Source organism: Paenibacillus konkukensis (assembly GCF_023523925.1).
Classification (GTDB): Bacteria; Bacillota; Bacilli; order Paenibacillales; family NBRC-103111; genus Paenibacillus_S; species Paenibacillus_S doosanensis.
Genome location: NZ_CP027059.1, coordinates 3,896,505 through 3,915,062, shown reverse-complemented (window position 1 = coordinate 3,915,062; position 18,558 = coordinate 3,896,505). Strand labels below are relative to the sequence as shown.

The following is an 18,558-nucleotide window of genomic DNA, read 5'->3' as shown; positions in this document are numbered from 1 at the left end:
TAGAGGGTCCTTCGGCATTTTTATAAGAGAATGCTTGCAATAAGGAACGCGTCGCAAGCAACTGCGGACAGGATCGCTTTCGGGCAGCTTCTTGCGGCATCAAGCGGTCGTATGCCTGGCTGCGACCGGACGCGATTGCACGTAAGGCAGCACTTTCGGCTTGGAGCCGAAAAGCATCCAAGAGCTTTTGACGTATTTTTGCGCCAGGCCGACAATAGTCCAAGAGATGAGCAGGGTGACGGCATATCCCGATGCGATGTACAAGTAATACGTAGCCGGCGTGTAACTGACCGGAAGCCGGAAATAATAGAACAGCACGGCCGCATGGATAATGTACACACCGAATGAAGCGACTCCGAGATGAATGATCGTATTGACGACTTTGGCGTTCAGATTGCGATACAACAAATAGGAGATTTGCAGCAGGATCAACGGCGATGTGAACGTATGGAAAAACCAGTAGCATTCGTACAGCAGCGCACTCGCACTGAAGTCGTTGACGCGGGTCTGATACCACAAGTTAACGTCGCCGAAGCTGGAGAAGATCCATAACGCCCAAAGCGGAATCCAGAGCAGCGCTTTAGCCGAAAACAGCTTACTCCAAGTCACGATCATCCAATCCTTGACGGCCGGATAATAGATGCCGCAGAAAGCGCCCATCAAATAATACGAAATATAGCTGATGGCAAGCTGGCCTTTATCCGCGTAATGCAGGCTGAAATGATTGTAGAGGACAAAGGCCCATTGCAGTGCCAGTCCGATCCAGATCAGATGCTTCGTCACCCGCGGATAGCGCTGCAAAAACCACAGCAGCAGCGGGAACAATACGTACAGCTGCGCGCTGATGAAGACAAAGTACAGATGATAGAAGGTTTTGCCGTATAGCACCATCGTGAAAAAATCGGCGAACGACGCATGCTGAGCGAACTGCCCCCATGTTTCTCCGAACGAGTAATAAATTTGGATCACATAATAAAAAGCCGAAAAAATCAGATAAGGCGTTAAAATATATAAAAATCGGCGCTGATAAAACCGCGCGATTAATTTTCCGTTCAGCGGACGATCGAAATAACTGTAAAACAGTACAAGCGCGCTAAGAAAAATAAAGGTCGGCGTACCGAATTTATTGAATACGTTCAAAAAGTTAAAATAGAAAAACATCGAAGAGCTTTTGTCGACAATTTCCCCGACCGGAATCGATGTGACGTGAACGAAGATGACGCCAAGTATGGCTAATGCTCGAACGATATAAATGATGTTCAACTGATCTTTGGCCGAGGCCGGCTTCGCTACCCTATGGACGATCCCCTCCTTGATCTTGTGTACAAGAACCAAGTATAGGAGGGCGATATGAAATTATTATTACCCTAAGCTTAAGATTAGCTGAAAATAAACTTCCAATTTATTGTAAAATAACCCCGCAAAGTGGGGTCTTGGCTTCGAAGCTGATTCAGGTACTTTGCGGGGAGCCCCGAAATGCCGGGGAGTATCCCGAAGCGGGGCGGCGCTATCCGTTCAACTTTCCGGAGCCTGCCGCAGCGGGCGGCTTCCGGGGCGCGAAGCCGCGCGGCTGGTAGGTGCCGATCACGATGCCCAGCGTCGTCAGCACGAAGGCGAGGACGTGAATCCAGCGGATATGCTCGCCCAGAAAAAGCACGGCGCCGACCATGCTGGCAAACGGCATGCCGTTGATGAACATTGCCGTTTTATTCGCCCCGAGCAGCTTGATGCCGTGATTCCAGCCGAGCGTGCCAAGCGAGGAAGCGATCCAGGCGGAGGCGAGCATGACGAGCCAGCCCGTGCCGTCGAAATGAACCAAGCCGTAAGCGCCGGGGCCGAGCTGCGCGAAAGCGCCGATATTGAGCAGAATGCCGCCGATCAGCGTGGAGTAGGCCGTCGTAACCAAGGTCGGCATTCCCGTAGAGGCAATCGTCTTGATCAGCAGGCCGCCTGCCACGTAGCCGAGCATGGACAGCACCATGATCAAGTCGCCCCATCCGGATACTTCGACGGACGCATCCGCCGAGCCGCTCAGCACGACGATGACGACGCCGGAGAAGCCTGCCGCGATACCTAGCGCGAGCCGCGCGTTCATCTTCTCGCCTACGAATACGGCGGCGAGCAAAGCGGTCGTCAGCGGATTCAGGCCGAGAATGAGCGAAGCGTTCGTCGCCGTCGTCGTCACGACGCCCGAAGCGAGAAACAGCTGGTGAAAGAAGATCGACGTCAGTCCGATCAGGCAGAGCAGCCCCCACTGCTTGCGGCTCGGTCGGTACCAGCCGTATTTGCGCAGCACGAACGGCAGCAGCGCCAGTCCGGCGAGCGGCATTCTAACGGCGGCTACGAGGAACGGAGGCGCGGTTTCGGTCAAATATTTCACCATGACGATATTCAGTCCCCACGATGCGACGACAAAGGCCAATACAACATAAATCCATCGGTTTGCAGTTCCCACAGAAGCTTGCTCCTATCCGGTCTTTAATGATGTGTTCTTCCTCCATTAAAGCACAGATTGGCCCGCGGGGAAATCACCGAAATATAACGATCTCATTTCTGTATGCAAGGACGGGTGCAGCCGGTAGCAGCAGGGGCGGGACGCATCCTTCCGCGTTGGTTTCAGGGTGCTTCCTTCGGGAATAAAGGAGCGATCCGATCGATCCGGTTGGTCCATATGCCCCCGGTATAGGCTGCCGGAATTCGTTGCCGAACATCTTCGGGCGTATCGAAGCCGCTGGAAAATTCGGTGCCGTCGCCGCCGACCATAATGACGCGGACATCGGCGTCGGTCATCCGTGTCATAAAGCGGTTGGGCCAGCCCCACAGCCACGGTGCTATCTTCTCCGGAATATGGACCTGGCTGTGCCGGAGCGAGTCGGGAACGTAACCGGTCCAGCCGATGGCGGCATAGGTCAGAACAAAGCGGATCATCGTCGATTTGGACATGGCGCGCAGCTCGGGAATGGACGCTTTAGCCGACGCGACCGGATTGTCGCCGCCGTATACGGTAAGCTGCTGCAGTCTGGAAGACGGAAGCTTTCGCAAATATTGAGCGAGCAGCAGTCCTTCGGCGGGATCGTCGCTTTTCATATGAATAAGGAATTCGTGATCCGGGAACGTGCTCAGCACTTCGTCGAGCGTCGGCATCATGCCGATCCCTTTGCCCCGAAACGGGTGCGTCTTCCCTCCGTCCGCGGTATATCCATAGCCGATATCGAGCGCCTGCATCTCCGATACCGTATGCTCTCTCGTCACGCCGGAGCCGTTCGTCCGGCAATCGAGCGTCCAATCGTGAAATACGACAAACCGGCCGTCGAGCGTCGGCTGCACGTCGAATTCGACAACAGCGGCTCCTTCCTTGAAGGCGGCGTCCATGGAGGCGATCGTATTTTCCAAATAAGGATGCTCGGGTTCGTAGATGCGCTCCGCGGTACAGGTGTCGTTCATAATCCCTTCCATGGGGAACGTCTGGGACATGCCGCGGTGGGCGAGAAGAAACGGGCTGCCTTGCGGCGGATCGCTCAGCCAAGAGCAGTTATTAAAATAGATGAAGGCGAGCAGAGCGAGCGCGATCCATATCCGCTTCCGCTTCAGCTGCTGGGTTAGTCGTTTCAATGCTAATTCCTCCCGGTTCGCTGTATAGGCGGCCGTCCGTTTTTTGCGGCGTGCCCGATGCTATTTATCGTAGCGAATTTGGAGGCCGATCTTCAATGGGCGGGGCATGACGTTCGGATGATGGAATACGTATGAGGGAAGCGGCGCACGATTATTATCGGGCGCTGGCTGCAGCCCGGGCGGGGCGGTCCCGTTCAGCCCAAGGTCCACACCGACCGGTCCAGGTCATGTTCAGCCCGGCCCGGGTTTCCTACAGAAAATGGCGTATAACAAGGAACCGGAAAATCGGCGCAAAAGCGGCCGGACCGGAGAATCAAGGAGGGCGACTGTGATGGAGCCGTTGTTTTTTGCCGACCCTGCGCAATTCCGCGCCTGGCTGGAAGAGCATCATGAGCAGGCCGACGCCTTGCTGGTCGGCTACTATAAGAAAGGCACAGGCCGGCCCAGCATGACCTGGCCCGAATCGGTGGACGAAGCGTTGTGCTACGGCTGGATCGACGGGGTGCGCAAAGGAATCGATAGCGAAAGCTATATGATCCGTTTCACCCCGCGCAAGCCGAGCAGCATATGGAGCACAGTGAATGTAAAGCGGGTCGCCGAGCTGACCGAGCTCGGGCGGATGCGCCCGGCGGGCTTGCACGCGTTCGAAAAGCGCAGAGAGGACAAGACCGGAATCTACTCTCATGAGCAGAAAATCCCTGCCGAGCTTGGAGGCGACTATGAAGCGATATTCCGTGCTAACGCCAAAGCATGGGAGTTTTTCCAAAGCCGGTCCGCGTCGTACCGGAAAACATCGATCCATTGGATCGTCAGCGCCAAGAAGGAAGAAACCCGGATGAAGCGGCTAAACGCGCTGATCGCGGCATCGGAGCAAGGGCTTACGGTCGATCCGTTCACGCGCAAGCCGAAGCCGGCTCCGTAGGCGCGACCGCCGCCAGGGAACCTAGTACGTACGGCCGGCTCTGACGGCTGTCCGGGTCTTCTTCCAGGCATAGAGGATAATCAGCTCGGCGACGATCAAATTGCCGATCCAGCAAGCCCATGCGGAAAGCTGGTAAGATTGGACGAACCATCCGGTCAGCATGGAAAAGACCATAAGCCATACGCGGAAGCTGACCGCGGCGAGCGTGAGCGCATAGCTGCGGATCATCCACTGCTTGTGAGCCGTTATCTGCCGGTTTACGGCGCGCTTCACGCCGATCCAGGTCGTCGTTACCCACAGGACGTCCAGAGTGAAAAAGCCGAGACCCGCTTTCCAGCCCCCCGTCGCAAACAGCGACAAGTAGATGCTGATCAAACCGCTGAACGTGATCGCCGCCACATACAGATACCCCAGCATGCGGTGGTAGCGGACCCAGGTTCCCTGCACTCGGATAAACAGCTGGAGCGGGCCGAGAATGACGGCGAGACAGGCCGTTACAATATGTCCGTAAAGCAACACGATCCAGGGGAAGTAATGAAAATTTGGCTCGCGAAGCTTTTGGACGATCAGTCCCGCTTTCTTCGGGTCGGACAAGCCGTACTGCATAACGACATAAGCGATTAATAACAGCGCTAATAAAGATACTGCGATACGAACCCAAGCTTTTGTATTCACTTGCTTCATCTCCTCTAAATTTTTTGGTTGCTATACAAGACGATCCGCATGAATCGATCCCTTCGTTTTTTTATCAAATGAAAAAAATATTCGAGCTGGGCCGTTTATCAAGTATGAGAAATTACTGTATAATGTGATTAAATTGTATGGAAAGCGAGTGATTTCCCATGACAGTCAGATCCTTACACTCATCTATTCAATTCGAGGTACGGAAGAGATAACTTTAGAAAGTTCTTTTATTAAAGCCTTCCGTGCACTAAAAAACGGAGGAAAATGATCTATGTTTAGTTATTACAGTGCGCTTTGTACCGAGCTCTACGATTTGACGAAGCCTGTAGGGTTTTCTTTAAACGGCGATATTGAATATTACCAAGAAAGACTGCAAACTTGTCAGGGACGTATTCTGGAAGCGGCGGTCGGCTCAGGACGGTTTTTGATTCCGCTTCTTGAGGCCGGATATATCGTCGATGGAATTGATTATTCTCCTGAAATGCTGGAGTCTTGTCGTAAACGTTGCGAAGAAAGAGGACTAAGCCCTCGTTTATATGAAGGTCAATTGCAGGATTTTTCATTGCCCTTCCAGTATGAGGCGATTATTATTCCTGCAGGTTCCTTTGGCTTGATTGAAAAGCGGGAGGAGTCTCTGGGCGCATTGCAATGCTTTTATCGGCATCTGGCCCCGGGCGGGCGGCTTATTGTCGATCTGCTATTGCCTCACGACTGGAAAACCGGAAAGATCGCTACTTCCGCGTATCCTCTGCCTAATGGGGAGGGGATTACGCTGGAAAGCAAATCGATTGAAATGGATTGGCTCCAGCAATGTACTGTATCTTATATAAAATATGAGAAATGGCGCCAGGGAAAACTGATTCAAACCGAGCTGCAACGATTTGCATTGCGCTGGTATGGAATTGAGGAATTCAGGCTTGTTTTAGAGAGCATCGGTTTCTCGGATATTACATGCTCTGCCGATTATATTTACAAGAGTCAGCCGTCGAATGCAGGCCAAATCATTACTTTTGAAGCCGTACGAAAGCAATAATTAACAAAGCTGTTGTCACCATCGACAACAGCTTTCTTGGGATGAAGGTTGGATGGAACCGCCGCTTTGCCGGTATCGTCCGGCCGGGTTGGAGACAATAGACGGGGGTGTCGTCATGGGAACGATAGTATGCTTTATTTCCGAGGAATTCGCCGATTTCGAAATTACGCTGGCGCTGCATAAGATTAAGAACGTAGGCCGCAGAACCGTTATGACGGCCGGATACGAGCTTCAGCCTGTCGTCAGCGAGTCGGGGCTGTTCTATATGCCCGATCGGACCGTACAGGATGCGCTGCGGCTTGACGATATCGAAGCGCTGATCATCCCCGGCGGCCCGATCCGGGAGCAGAGGGAGGAGCTGACCGCTCTGATCCGCAAGCTGGACGAGGAGCGGACGCTGCTGGCCGCCATTTGCAACGGACCGCAATATTTGGGCCGGGCGGGCGTGCTGGACGGCACGGACTTTACGACCTCCTGCTCGCCGGAGCGGATTCAAGCTCTGGGCGTACAGGACCCTTTTCCGAGGCGCAGCTATGTGAACCGGCGCGTCGTTCGGAGCGGACATATTATAACGGCTCAAGGACGGGCCTTTGTCGATTTTTCGTTTGCGCTGTTTGATTATTTGAACATTTACGAAGGGCAGCAGGGGGAGAGAGACAAGCTGTATCGGGATATTATGAACCGGTAATTGGCGCAAATCATAGGATGTCTTCATGAGAATGACTTGTTTTCATTCGGAAAATTCCCTGATTTTTGTTAAAAATTAGGTTTGAATGACTTTTTGCAGAAAGAAATCCGAACGATCCCTTGAAAAATAGCCCGTTTTTCAGTATGATGAAATTATATGAATCCGACGACGGTTCTAGAAGGTGAACATATGCCCCTAACTGATTCTAACGAAATCAAAAAGCAGCTGTGTCACATCTACAACGAGGTATCCAAGGAATTGTTCGGATTCGGTACCACGCTGCTGAAGGCTTCGATCGATCATAATATCATCACGTACCAGGCCAGGCACCGCCGCTCGCCGCGGTCTACCGCTTTGGAGGGCGAAGCGCCTACGCTGAAGTACGAGGTTGATTTCTACATGTCGTCGATCTATAAGAAGCGAATCCGGGAGAAACTCGAACAAGAGATGGGGCTTGCGATTGAAGCCGTCCTGCGAGACTACGATCCGCCGACGCAGTGGGCCATTACTAATGTCATTTTGCGCGAAAGCACAACCGAATAACATCGGCTGTTTCTCTTTTGATTTATCTTAAGAGGAAACCGAACCAACGACGAAACGGATGCCGCTGGACATTGTTTACAATGGAAAGCGCTCTTGTTAGAAGCTTTTTATTCTACCAAGGGCGCTTTCTTTTTTTTATAGGTTTATAAGCAAGAAGGAAAAGGGGGAACCGGCCGGGAGTGCGACGGCGGTACCGGAGAATGCATAGATTGCCGGGGTTGTAAAATACTAGAGAAAAAACCTAAAGACCTGCATCGAAGCCGTTTCAGGCAGTAATCCGCTTGCGAAGCGGCCGGCATGCAGGCCAGGCAATGACTTGACAGGAGACGGACCCGTCCGGCGTTTCGCCCGCCCGGTTCTGGGCAACGACAAAGAAAAGATATTGGAGGACAAAGACGATGAAAAACAGATGGGTTCAAGGTATTCTTTCGCTTTCCGTATTGGGACTGGCTCTTACCGGCTGCGGCGTGCCGAAGGAGCAAGGAGGAGCGGCGGCGGACACGAACAAATCGGCGGGCAAAGGCGAGCCGACACAGCTCGTTATCTCCACTTGGGGGTTCTCGGAGGACTTTTTCCGCAAAGAAATTTATGAGCCGTTCGAGAAAGAGCATAATGTTAAAATCGTGCTGGAAATCGGCAACAACGCCGAGCGTCTGAACAAAGTGAAGCAGGGCAGCTCCAATGTCGACCTGATTTATTTATCCGACTATTATGCACAGCAGGGGATCGAAGCGGGCCTGTTCGAGAAGATCGACCGCAGCCGTATCCCGAACCTGAACGATATTTATGATGTGGCGAAGGCGCCGCTCGGCGAAGATTACGGCCCTGCCTACACGGTCGGCCAGCTTGGCATCGCCTATGATACGAAAGCGCTTGGCGGCAAAGAGATCAAGTCTTGGGCGGATCTGTGGAGTCCGGAATTCGCCAAGAAGCTGACGATGCCGAACATTACGTCGACCAGCGGCCCGATGATGGTGGATGCCGCGTCGGTCGTTGCGGGAAGCAGCTCGTTCAATGAAGACCAAGCGTTCGCGAAGCTGAAGGATCTGAACAAATCGGTCGTGAAATATTACGGCCAAACCTCCGAGTATGTGAACATGCTGGCTCAAGGCGAAATTGCCGGCGGCCCGATCATGGAAATGTATGTGAAAGACTTGAAAGCGGCCGTGCCGACCGTGAAATTCATTACGCCGTCCGAAGGCGGCTATGCGATCATGAACACGATCAACGTCGTTAAGGGCAGCAAGAACAAGCAGTTGGCCGAAGATTTCATCAACTGGCATTTGAGCAAGGAAGCTCAGGAGAAATCCGCGAAGGCTCATATCGATTCCCCGGTTAACAAGACGCTGCAGCTGACGGCCGAAGAAGCGCAGGGCATTACTTACGGCGCCGACGTCGTAGCCAAGCTGCGCAAGCTGGACATGAAATTCGTCAATGCCAATTTGAAAAAATGGATCGATCGTTTCAATAAAGAAGTAACTCAATAATCCGGCCGTATATCGGTTGAACGCGAAGGGTATATGACATGACCAATGGCATGTACCCTCCTTTTTCTCAACAAAAGCATATCGGGCAGGGGGCTTGCAATGACGGGGGCGCACGCTGCAAACTTAGCCATACGAGAACAGGAGCTATAGCTGGATGAAGAAAACCTATTACTATCTATTATTGCTGCCGGGATTTCTGTTTTTGTGCGTATTTATGCTGATCCCGATCGTGCTGACGATAGGCTCCACCTTTTTTCAGGAAGGCCGCTTTACGTTCGAAGGATATCTTCATTTTTTCAAAGATCCGTACTTTCTGAAAATATTGGGGACGACGCTGGAAGTCAGTATCGTCACGACGCTGATCTGTATCGCGGTCGGATTTCCCGTAGCCTACTATATTTCCAAGCAAAGCATGAAGAAGAAGGGCGTGCTGCTGGCGCTGGCCATCTTCCCGCTGCTGACGAGCTCGGTCGTGCGGTCGTTCAGCTGGATGATCATTCTCGGGAAGAAGGGACTGCTCAACAATACGCTGGCGGCGATCGGGCTCATTAAGGAGCCGCTCGATATTTTGTACACGCCTGCGGCGATGATGATCGGTCTGATTCATCTGTTTCTGCCGCTCATCATTATTACGCTGGTCGGCGTGATGGAAAATATCGATCCCGATTTGATCAAGGCGGCGGAGAGCCTCGGGGCGCCGCGGTTTACCGCCTTCCGCAAGGTGATCGTGCCGCTCAGTATTCCGGGGCTGATCATCGGCAGCATTCTCGTGTTCGTCGGCAGCTTGACCGCTTATACGACGCCGGCGCTGCTCGGGGGCAAGCAGAGGGTCATTTCGACCTTCCTGTATCAAAATGCGATTACGCTCAACGACTGGTATTTGGCGTCGGTCATAGCGACGATTATGATCGCCATCACCTTCATCATTATCGGAATTATGAACAAACTGGCCAACAAATTCAACCCGAAGGAGTAGAATCGTATGCAGGAAAAAAATCGAGGCTTAAGCCTGTTTACGCTTCTGGTCTATATCTTTTTGCTGGGGCCTCTTATCATTATCGCCGCCGCGTCGTTCGATCCGGGGACGGTTCTCAAATTTCCGCCGCAAGGCTTTTCGCTGAAATGGTACGCCAATATTTTTAAAGTCAAAATGTTTATGGAAACGTTCCAGACGTCCATCGTCGTATCGCTGCTGGGCAATGTGTTCGCCTTGATTCTCGGGGTGCCCGCCGCGTATGCGCTGAGCCGGTTTCAATTCAAAGGCAAGGATGCGCTGAACGCCGTATTCATTTCGCCGGTGCTGATCCCGGGGATCGTGCTCGGCTTTACGATGCTCAAATATTTGATCATAACATATCATCTGCCGATCTATTTGTCGCTGCTGTTCGGCCATACGGTCATTATGCTGCCGTTCATCATCCGCGTTATCGCCTCCAGCTTGTCGAATTTCGACTTCTCCATCGAGGAAGCGGCGCTGAGCTTGGGAGCGGGTCACCTGCAGACGTTCTTTAAGGTCGTGCTGCCGAACATCAAGTCCGGGATTATCGCCGCGGTGCTTATCGCCTTCCTGGAGTCGTTCAACAACGTGGACATTTCCGTCTTTATGACCGGACCCGGGATCAGCACCTTGCCGATCCAGATGCTGACGTATGTGGAGAATCATTTCGATGCGACGATCGCCGCGATCTCGGTGCTGCTGATGATTTTTACCGCGGTGCTGATGTTCATTATTGAAAGAATTATGGGATTGTCCTACTTTACAAAACGATAACGGAGGATTCGTCCATGGCATTGCTATCCCTGGAAAACGTATCGGTTGCTTACGAGCAAAACTATATACTGAAAGATTTTAACCTGAACATTGAAAAGGGCAAGCTCATCTCGCTGCTCGGGCCGAGCGGCTGCGGCAAGACGACGACGCTGCGGCTGATCGCCGGGTTTCTGGAGGCGCGGGACGGCAAGTTTATGCTGAACGGCAAAGATTATACGCGGGTGCCGGTCAACAAGCGCAATTTCGGCTTTGTCTTCCAGAGCTATGCGCTGTTCCCCCATCTGTCCGTGTATGACAACGTGGCGTTCGGATTGCGCCTGAGAAAAGTCAACGAAGCCGAGATCAGCAAGCGCGTGCATCACATTCTGGACGTGGTCAGCTTGGCCGGTTTCGAGAAGCGGTTCCCCAAAGCGTTGTCCGGCGGGCAAAAACAGCGCGTCGCCATCGCCCGGGCGCTCGTGATCGAGCCGGATCTGCTGCTCTTCGACGAGCCGCTGAGCAATCTGGATGCGAATTTGCGGGTGAACATGCGGGTGGAAATCCGCCGTATCCAGCAGGAGCTCGGCATTACGACGGTGTACGTATCCCATGATCAGGAGGAATGCTTTTCTATCTCCGATCAGGTGGCGATTATGAATAAAGGGATTATCGAGCAGCTCGATAGCCCGTCCACGATCTTCAAATATCCGAAGACGGAGTTCGTGGCCCGCTTTATCGGCTTCAACAACTTCATCCATTTCGACGACCGCCGCGAGGCGGGCGATGACATCGAGCTGAAGACCGGGGACATCGTATTTCGCGTGGTCAAAAATTCGGCGAATGCGAACGGAAGCAAGAAAGGCGCCATCCGTCCCGACGATGTGGTGATGGGGACGCCGGAGGAGCTGCCGGCCGGCGGCAACAGTTTGCCGGGCCGCGTGAAGGTAAGCACCTTCCTCGGCAGAAGCTACCAATATGTCGTGGAAACGGCGCTCGGCGATTTTACCGTCAATAAAGAGATGGAATTGCCTTATTTGAACGGCCGGGAGGTCAGATTGCAGTTCCCCGGTGAAAAATTGGTTTTGGTGGAGTAGTGCGGTATGTGGGAGGTACGGGCATGCGAGTCGATTTATTCATCAAGAATGCAATGATTTATAACAGTTATTTCAAAACGTTCACGCAGGGCAACGCCGCTGTGCTGGACGGAAGATTTCTGTACATCGGTCCGAGGGGAGAGGACAGCTTCGAGGCGGACAAGGTGGTCGATGCGGAGGGGCGCTGGATGATTCCGGGCCTCGTCGACATCCATCTGCACATCGAGAGCACAATGGTGACGCCGGAAACGTTCTCCTACGGGCTGATCCGCAACGGCGTCACGACGATCGTGCCGGAGCCTCATGAAATGGCCAACGTCTTCGGGCTTCCCGGCGTGACCGAGATGATCCGGGCCAGCGAGCACTGCGTCGCCGATATGTTCTATGCCATTCCGAGCTCGGTCCCTGCGACATCGATGGAGACGTCGGGGGGATCGATCGAGATCGAGCATATGGACGCGCTGCTGCAGTCGGAGACGATCGCTTGTCTCGGCGAGATTATGAACTACGTCGATGTGATCAACGATCCGGACTGCAAGACGAACCGGATCTTGCAGCATATTCGCGCCAACTACCCGAGCCTGATTATCGAGGGCCATGTGCCGAAGCTGCTCGATCTAGACCTGCAGCGAATCATATATGCCGGCATCGACTCCGATCACACGCATCAATCGATCGAAGGGATGGAGGAGCGGATTGCCGCGGGCATGTTCATCGAGATTCAGGAGAAGTCGATGACCGAGGAAGTGGTCGGCTATTTGATCGAGCACGAGGTGTCCGAGCATTTCTGCTTCGTCACCGACGATGTGATGCCGGATTCCCTCCAGCGCCGCGGGCATTTGAACCATATTGTGCGCAAGGCAATCGGCATGGGGATGACGCCGGAGAAAGCGATCTATGCGGCGACGTTCACCCCCGCGCGGCGGATGAAGCTGCTGGACCGCGGCGCGATCGCTCCCGGCAAGATTGCCGACTTCTCGCTGCTCTCCGATCTTAATAAATTGACCATTGGACAAGTGTATAAGCGGGGAAGTAAAGTGTATGATGCGCAGGAAGAGTACAAATGTACGGAGCGTCGCTACGCCTTCCCTTCCTATTTCTACCATAGCGTCCAACTTCCGTTATTGACGGAGCAGGATTTTGCGATCCGTACGGAGAAGCAGGACGGGCAATATCTCGGCCGCGTGATGACGGTGAAGAACGGCTCGACCTTCACCGAGGAAGCCCACGGCGAGGTCGAAGTTCGCGGCGGGGAAGTCTGCTGGCAGGAGAGCCCTTACGGCCTGATCGCGACGTTCGAGCGATACGGCAAAACCGGCAGCCGCGCATACGGCCTGATCGGCGGCGATACGATCCGCCGCGGTGCGATCGCCACGACGTATTCTCACGACAACCACAATCTGCTGGTTGTCGGCCACAGCGCCGCCGATATGATGCTGGCGGCCAATGAAGTGATCGCCGGCCAGGGCGGGTTCTGCGTCGTAGAAGACGGGCGGGTGCTGGCGAGCCTGCGGCTTCCGGTAGGCGGCATCCTCACGGAAGAGCCGCTGGAGCAGACTGCCGCCGAAGTACAGCGGCTGCGCGAGGCGATGGAGGCGCTCGGATACAATCATTACAATCCGATCATGTCGATCAGTACCCATTCTTTGCCGGTCAGCCCTGCGCTAAAGATTACCGACTTCGGCTTGATCGACGTGAATCGCGGTCAAGTGGTGCCGTTGTTGATGGATAAGGAATAGGAATATTTAGAAGGGCCTTCCGCCGGATGCATGGGTACGGAAGGCTCTTTTGGTATGCCGCCGGTTCAAATTTGGATTGGAGCTTAACCCTTGCTATACTAGCTTTATGTTAAGATGAGGAGAGTGGGAGAACATGGATTACCATCGTATTACGAATATAGCCGATCCGTATTTTAAACAAATGCATGAGCTGATGCAAACCGTCTTCCCGCCGGAGGAAGTGCTGGAGTATGAGCTATGGGCCGAGCCCCTGCAGGACCCGGGCATTCGCGTGTTCGTAGCCGTTCACGAAGGGCAGGTAGTGGGCGCTACCGAGTACCGCTACTACGAAGATATGCAGGTCGCGATGACCGATTTTACGATTATCGGACGCGAAGGGCTCGGCATCGGGCCGTTCCTGGTTAAGCAGCGGACAAGCGACCTTCTGTCGCTGGTGGGCGCCACCGGCGGCAGTCTGCTCGGGATGTTCGCCGAAATCTACAACCCTTACTTGGCGCAGGATCACAGCTTCGGCGGCGTCAAGCCGATGGACCCGTTCGTCCGCCGCGAGGTGCTGGCCCATATCGGCTACCGCAAGCTCGATCTTGGCTATGTTCATCCGTCGTGGCATAACGACGGCGCCGCGGTGCAGGAGCTGGACCTCGGCTTCATGCCGTTCGGAGACGATGCGGACAGCCTGGAGGCGATTCACGCCTCGCTGATCGCCGCCTTCCTGGAGCGGTATTACGCCGTGCTGCCGAACAAGCCGCAGGCTTGGTACGATATGGTGGCACAATTAAAGCAGCTCGAACAGGTGCGGCTGCTGCCGTTGTAAAATCAGATCGAACGGAAGAGGGACTGCTCTGAAAGTGAGCGGTCCTTTTAACTATATTGTCTCCTGCTTATAGACTGTTATTACAGGGTTTGTAACGGATTCCTTATAAAATAAGAGATGTAATCAAAGGCCAAGTTTTCTGCGAATAAAACAAGCCCCCTGCTTAAAAGCAAGGAGCCTGCTGCCGGTTTGTATTCGGTTAGGAATCCGTCCGATTTTGTGCACAGCGATTGAATCATGACGGTATATGTTGCCGCTACGCTGTATAATGACTGTCATTTTGCATAGATACTGTCTACGCGATTCATCGGACAGACTCTTAGGATGCGTCCATAAACGGTTTTTTCTCAACCAGTTCATATTTCATGGAAGCGGGAGGCGAGCTGAGCAGCCATTGGCCGGCCTTGTCCTTGTAGACGTCGCAGGTAAATTCGTACAACGCGGTTTCCGATGGGGAAATCGTCACCCCGTTGCCTTTCTTAACCGCTTGGGAGACCGTAAAGCCGACCTGGAACTTGGCTTTGGCCGTAAGACCGTCGCTGCTCAGAGCGACATCGGTTATATTCACTTCATTTTTCTTAATGCCGTCGCCTTCCGTAATGGCCAGAACCATTTGCGTGAAGCTGCTGCTCTGGGTAATATTATCGATCAGATTATGAATCTTTTGCTTCGGATCGTCGGCCGGCGTATCGATATGAACGGTTCGGGCCGCTTCGTCCCAGCTTACGACCGAGCCGGAAGCTTCGCTGACAAAGCGAAGAGGAATGAAGGTGCTTCCGTCCTTGATCTGCGGCGCAACCTCCAGATTATATTGGGTCTGATTGACCGCTGCCGTTGCTTTGCTGACGGTTAAGGAAAGCGTCAAATCTCCTTTGGTCGCCGTCGCGGTCTGAGTGCCCGGGTCCCATTCTACGGTAAAGCCCAGCTTCTCGAAGAGGCTGCGCATGGGCACCATCGTATTGCCCTGCTCGATATACGGCTGTTGCTCCCACTGCACTTTTTGCTGAAACAAATATATTTGCACGGCATCCTGAGCGCTGGCATGCACCGGAAGATCGAACGGGAGAAGCATGGATACGAATAAGGCGAGCTGCGGCAAGCGAATTTTTCTTAACCACGGCATGCGGAACATTCCTCCTGACTCTAGGGTGTGAGGTAAAAACTTCTATATGGTTTCGGGCGGCGGGATCGTTTTGTGGCGAGTTATCCGGGAAATAGGCGCCGGCCCAGCTGTAACGAGCGTCTTCGGCAGGCCAAGAAACTATGCCGCGCGGCCTCCGTACCGGCAGGCATACGCACGCTCATCTAATACTTGTTCAACAAAAGAGCCGGAATTCCTCTTGCCAAAAGCGTCCAAAATCGCACATCCCTATAAGTTAAGTACGTTCGGACAGATAAAAGGTTGCTTGCAGTTGTTTCCCTTCGGGCTTTTTTTTGGTATCTTGACAATAGCGGGTTTTGAAAACAGGACATGAGGAACTTGGTGAACATGCGGAGGGAGACGGCCTATGAATCAGCCTTTGGTATCGGTTATCATTCCGACGTACAATCGTCCGGATAGCGTGAGCGAGCTGGTTGAGTCTCTATGGAGACAAACGTATCGCCATTTGCAAATCATCATCGTCAACGATGCGGGCGAGCCGGTTGACGAGATACGCTGGCTGTATCCGGAGCTGGATATGACCATCGTCGATTTGGAAAGCAACGTCAGGCATGTGCGAGCGAGAAACTGCGGTCTGGAGCATGCGCGCGGCGAGTATGTTATGCTATGTGATGACGATGATCTGCTGCTGCCGACTCATGTGGAGCGGATGCTCAAGGAAGCGGCCGATGCGGATTTGGTATATTCGGATGTGGAAATATTCGATTATGAATGGGTCGGACGGACTCGCAGGGCGACAAGTCGGTTCGTATTCGCCTATGAGCACGACGAAGCGGCCATGCGGCGGTTCTCGACCTTCGTCTCTTCGGGCTGTTTGTACCGTAAGGATCTCCACGACCGGATCGGATGGTTCGACGAGCAGATGTACCATTATTGGGATTGGGATTTCTTCCTGCGCGCATCCGCGCATGGGAAGGTGAAGCGGGTGCCGGTAGCAAGCGCCTTGTACGCTTTCTCGCAGCAAGGAGGCAATCTGTCGGGCGTGCATGAGGATATGCGCCCTTATCTGGATCGATTGTCCGCCAAGCACGGGCTAGGCGAGCTGCCGACCAAAAATTTCTTCCTGCTGCTGGAAGAACCGGAGATGCAGTCGCGGCGGGCGGCTACGGAGGTGCTGTGGGACGGGGAACCGTTCGTCTCCAGACGAGCCAAGCTTTAAAAGCCCGGCGTAACGGCGGCCGGAGAAAAATCTGGTGAGAAAGCAGATGGAGCAAGTGTTCACATAGGAAGGGGGAGACATCGTTTGGCAGGCATGATGGAGCGGGCCGAAAGAGTGCTCAAATCATATTACGGCTACGCGACGTTTCGGGACGGACAGAAGAAAGTGATTCGAAGCGTTCTCGATAAAAAGGATACGCTCGGCATTATGCCGACAGGCGGCGGCAAATCGATTTGTTATCAGGTGCCGGCCATGCTAATGCAGGGGACGACCATTGTCATTTCGCCGCTGATTTCTCTCATGAAGGATCAGGTGGACGGGCTGGACAGCATCGGCATTCCCGCCACCTATATTAACAGCTCATTGACCTACGCGCAGGTGGAGCTCAGAATCCGCAAGGCGGCCCGCGGCGAGTACAAGCTGCTCTATGTGGCGCCGGAGCGGCTCGAATCGGAGCGGTTCATCGATCTGATGAGCGAGGTCGAGGTGCCGATGGTAGCGGTGGACGAGGCCCACTGCGTATCGCAGTGGGGGCATGACTTCCGCCCCAGCTACCTGGCGATCAGCCGGCTCGTCGAGCGTCTGCCGCAGCGGCCGATCGTAACTGCCTTCACGGCAACGGCGACGGATCAAGTACGCGAAGATATTGTCAAGCATCTGCAGCTGCAGGAGCCGGAGATGCATGTGACCGGCTTCGCGCGCGAGAATCTCGCCTTCTCCGTTATCAAAGGAGAGAATAAGCGCGATGTGATGCTCGATTATATCCGCGAGCACTCGGAGGAAGTCGGCATCGTGTACGCGGCGACGCGCAAGGAAGTGGACAACCTGTATGAGCTGCTGCGCAAAAATAAGGTGCCTGTGGGCAAGTATCATGCGGGCTTAAGTGATAAAGAGCGGGCCGAGGCGCAGGAGCAGTTTCTGTACGACGAGGTGCGAGTGATCGTAGCGAGCAACGCCTTCGGCATGGGGATCGATAAATCGAACGTCCGCTATGTCATTCATTATAATATGCCGAAAAACATGGAAGCTTATTATCAGGAAGCGGGCCGGGCGGGCCGTGACGGAGAGCCCAGCGAGTGCATGCTGCTGTTCAGCCCGCAGGACATTCATATCCAGAAGTTTCTGATCGAGCAGTCGATCGCCGATCCTGCGCGGCAAGCACAGGAATACCGCAGGGTGCAGCAGATGGCGGATTATTGCCATACGTCGCAATGTCTGCAGCGCTATATCGTCCGCTATTTCGGCGACGATTGCGAGGATTGCGGCCGCTGCAGCAGCTGCAGCACCGAACGGCAGCTGACGGATATTACCGTCGAGTCGCAAAAAATTTTCTCCTGCGTGCGCCGAATGAGAGAGCGCTTCGGGGCGACGACCGTTGCCGCGGTGCTCAAAGGCTCGCGCAGCAAAAAGGTGATCGAGCTGGGCTTCCATGAGCTAACTACCTATGGGCTGCTCAAGGACCGGACGGAGAAGGAGATCGTCGATCTCATCCAATTGCTCGTAGCCGAAGGATACTTGATCATCACCGAGGGGAAATACCCGGTGCTGCGGCTTGCGCCGAAAGCCCAGTCGGTACTGTCCGGGGAAGAGCGGGTCGTGCAGAAAATGCGCATTCGTACCGAGCCGGTCGTCCGTGACGTCGAATCCGAGCTGTTCGACCAGCTGCGCGGCTTGCGGCTGGAGATTGCGCGTCGCGAAGGGATTCCGCCGTACATCATCTTTCCGGACAGCACCCTTAGGGAGATGTGCGGCGTCAAGCCGACGAACCCGGCGGCGATGCTGAAGATCAAAGGCGTCGGGGAAGCGAAATTTTTTAAATACGGGGCCTATTTCATCGAATTTTTCAAAAATCTTAACGGATAGAAGGTGCG

Annotated in this window: 17 protein-coding genes; 12 read left to right on the top strand and 5 right to left on the bottom strand. The window is 53.9% G+C overall.

What is annotated here, in order from left to right; translation table 11 throughout:
* Nucleotides 1–99: 99 nt before the first annotated feature.
* The 3 genes from SK3146_RS16820 to SK3146_RS16810 all read right to left on the bottom strand — a co-directional run bounded on the left by SK3146_RS16820 (nucleotide 100) and on the right by SK3146_RS16810 (nucleotide 3,612).
* Entirely contained in the window at nucleotides 100–1,335 is a 1,236-nt protein-coding gene (locus SK3146_RS16820; RefSeq protein WP_249866077.1) for an acyltransferase, read from the bottom strand.
* A 172-nt stretch (nucleotides 1,336–1,507) separates the two neighbouring features.
* Nucleotides 1,508–2,455: a DMT family transporter gene (locus SK3146_RS16815; RefSeq protein ID WP_249866076.1), complete on the bottom strand. Its 948-nt coding sequence runs from the start codon at nucleotides 2,453–2,455 to the stop codon at nucleotides 1,508–1,510.
* Between the two features lie 161 nt (nucleotides 2,456–2,616).
* The gene (locus SK3146_RS16810; protein ID WP_249866075.1) at nucleotides 2,617–3,612 is read right to left on the bottom strand and encodes a glycerophosphodiester phosphodiesterase family protein; all 996 of its coding nucleotides are present in this window, start codon (nucleotides 3,610–3,612) and stop codon (nucleotides 2,617–2,619) included.
* A 331-nt stretch (nucleotides 3,613–3,943) separates the two neighbouring features.
* On the opposite strand from SK3146_RS16810, the gene SK3146_RS16805 reads away from it, so the two are divergent.
* Entirely contained in the window at nucleotides 3,944–4,534 is a 591-nt protein-coding gene (locus SK3146_RS16805) for a YdeI/OmpD-associated family protein (RefSeq protein WP_249866074.1), read from the top strand.
* Nucleotides 4,535–4,555: 21 nt separating this feature from the next.
* Here the strand turns inward: SK3146_RS16805 and SK3146_RS16800 are convergent, their stop codons facing one another.
* The gene (locus SK3146_RS16800; protein WP_249866073.1) at nucleotides 4,556–5,209 is read right to left on the bottom strand and encodes a DUF2306 domain-containing protein; all 654 of its coding nucleotides are present in this window, start codon (nucleotides 5,207–5,209) and stop codon (nucleotides 4,556–4,558) included.
* A 280-nt stretch (nucleotides 5,210–5,489) separates the two neighbouring features.
* On the opposite strand from SK3146_RS16800, the gene SK3146_RS16795 reads away from it, so the two are divergent.
* From SK3146_RS16795 to SK3146_RS16755, 9 genes are all read left to right on the top strand, one after another.
* Entirely contained in the window at nucleotides 5,490–6,251 is a 762-nt protein-coding gene (locus SK3146_RS16795) for a class I SAM-dependent methyltransferase (protein WP_249866072.1), read from the top strand.
* A gap of 115 nt (nucleotides 6,252–6,366) precedes the next feature.
* Nucleotides 6,367–6,939: a DJ-1/PfpI family protein gene (locus SK3146_RS16790; protein WP_249866071.1), complete on the top strand. Its 573-nt coding sequence runs from the start codon at nucleotides 6,367–6,369 to the stop codon at nucleotides 6,937–6,939.
* Nucleotides 6,940–7,128: 189 nt separating this feature from the next.
* Nucleotides 7,129–7,482 (top strand): DUF2294 domain-containing protein, encoded by a 354-nt coding sequence (locus tag SK3146_RS16785; RefSeq protein WP_249866070.1) that lies wholly within the window; start codon nucleotides 7,129–7,131, stop codon nucleotides 7,480–7,482.
* Nucleotides 7,483–7,880: 398 nt separating this feature from the next.
* A complete protein-coding gene (locus SK3146_RS16780) occupies nucleotides 7,881–8,969 on the top strand; it encodes an ABC transporter substrate-binding protein (protein WP_249866069.1) in 1,089 nt (362 codons plus the stop codon).
* A gap of 154 nt (nucleotides 8,970–9,123) precedes the next feature.
* Entirely contained in the window at nucleotides 9,124–9,945 is an 822-nt protein-coding gene (locus SK3146_RS16775; protein WP_249866068.1) for an ABC transporter permease, read from the top strand.
* Nucleotides 9,946–9,951: 6 nt separating this feature from the next.
* Nucleotides 9,952–10,740, top strand: coding sequence for an ABC transporter permease (locus SK3146_RS16770; protein WP_249866067.1), 789 nt, complete (start codon nucleotides 9,952–9,954; stop codon nucleotides 10,738–10,740).
* A gap of 14 nt (nucleotides 10,741–10,754) precedes the next feature.
* A complete protein-coding gene (locus SK3146_RS16765) occupies nucleotides 10,755–11,813 on the top strand; it encodes an ABC transporter ATP-binding protein (protein ID WP_249866066.1) in 1,059 nt (352 codons plus the stop codon).
* Nucleotides 11,814–11,836: 23 nt separating this feature from the next.
* On the top strand, nucleotides 11,837–13,552 hold the full coding sequence (locus tag SK3146_RS16760) for an adenine deaminase (RefSeq protein ID WP_249866065.1): 1,716 nt from the start codon (nucleotides 11,837–11,839) through the stop codon (nucleotides 13,550–13,552).
* Between the two features lie 133 nt (nucleotides 13,553–13,685).
* Complete coding sequence (locus SK3146_RS16755; RefSeq protein ID WP_249866064.1) at nucleotides 13,686–14,366, top strand: GNAT family N-acetyltransferase; 681 nt, start codon at nucleotides 13,686–13,688, stop codon at nucleotides 14,364–14,366.
* Nucleotides 14,367–14,685: 319 nt separating this feature from the next.
* Here the strand turns inward: SK3146_RS16755 and SK3146_RS16750 are convergent, their stop codons facing one another.
* Complete coding sequence (locus SK3146_RS16750) at nucleotides 14,686–15,489, bottom strand: copper amine oxidase N-terminal domain-containing protein (protein WP_249866063.1); 804 nt, start codon at nucleotides 15,487–15,489, stop codon at nucleotides 14,686–14,688.
* Nucleotides 15,490–15,874: 385 nt separating this feature from the next.
* On the opposite strand from SK3146_RS16750, the gene SK3146_RS16745 reads away from it, so the two are divergent.
* Together SK3146_RS16745 and recQ are read left to right on the top strand one after the other, a co-directional pair.
* Entirely contained in the window at nucleotides 15,875–16,687 is an 813-nt protein-coding gene (locus SK3146_RS16745; RefSeq protein WP_249866062.1) for a glycosyltransferase family 2 protein, read from the top strand.
* Between the two features lie 93 nt (nucleotides 16,688–16,780).
* Nucleotides 16,781–18,550: a DNA helicase RecQ gene (gene recQ, locus SK3146_RS16740; RefSeq protein WP_249866329.1), complete on the top strand. Its 1,770-nt coding sequence runs from the start codon at nucleotides 16,781–16,783 to the stop codon at nucleotides 18,548–18,550.
* Nucleotides 18,551–18,558 lie beyond the last annotated feature (8 nt).

Excerpts from the sequence above, each read along its gene's own strand:
- SK3146_RS16765 (WP_249866066.1), top strand. The coding sequence starts at position 10,755 with ATGGCATTGCTATCCCTGGAAAACGTATCGGTTGCTTACGAGCAAAAC.
- SK3146_RS16755 (WP_249866064.1), top strand. The coding sequence starts at position 13,686 with ATGGATTACCATCGTATTACGAATATAGCCGATCCGTATTTTAAACAA.
- SK3146_RS16750 (WP_249866063.1), bottom strand. The coding sequence starts at position 15,489 with ATGCCGTGGTTAAGAAAAATTCGCTTGCCGCAGCTCGCCTTATTCGTA.
- SK3146_RS16745 (WP_249866062.1), top strand. The coding sequence starts at position 15,875 with ATGAATCAGCCTTTGGTATCGGTTATCATTCCGACGTACAATCGTCCG.
- SK3146_RS16785 (WP_249866070.1), top strand. The coding sequence starts at position 7,129 with ATGCCCCTAACTGATTCTAACGAAATCAAAAAGCAGCTGTGTCACATC.
- SK3146_RS16790 (WP_249866071.1), top strand. The coding sequence starts at position 6,367 with ATGGGAACGATAGTATGCTTTATTTCCGAGGAATTCGCCGATTTCGAA.
- SK3146_RS16805 (WP_249866074.1), top strand. The coding sequence starts at position 3,944 with ATGGAGCCGTTGTTTTTTGCCGACCCTGCGCAATTCCGCGCCTGGCTG.
- recQ (WP_249866329.1), top strand. The coding sequence starts at position 16,781 with ATGATGGAGCGGGCCGAAAGAGTGCTCAAATCATATTACGGCTACGCG.
- SK3146_RS16760 (WP_249866065.1), top strand. The coding sequence starts at position 11,837 with ATGCGAGTCGATTTATTCATCAAGAATGCAATGATTTATAACAGTTAT.
- SK3146_RS16775 (WP_249866068.1), top strand. The coding sequence starts at position 9,124 with ATGAAGAAAACCTATTACTATCTATTATTGCTGCCGGGATTTCTGTTT.
- SK3146_RS16770 (WP_249866067.1), top strand. The coding sequence starts at position 9,952 with ATGCAGGAAAAAAATCGAGGCTTAAGCCTGTTTACGCTTCTGGTCTAT.
- SK3146_RS16795 (WP_249866072.1), top strand. The coding sequence starts at position 5,490 with ATGTTTAGTTATTACAGTGCGCTTTGTACCGAGCTCTACGATTTGACG.
- SK3146_RS16780 (WP_249866069.1), top strand. The coding sequence starts at position 7,881 with ATGAAAAACAGATGGGTTCAAGGTATTCTTTCGCTTTCCGTATTGGGA.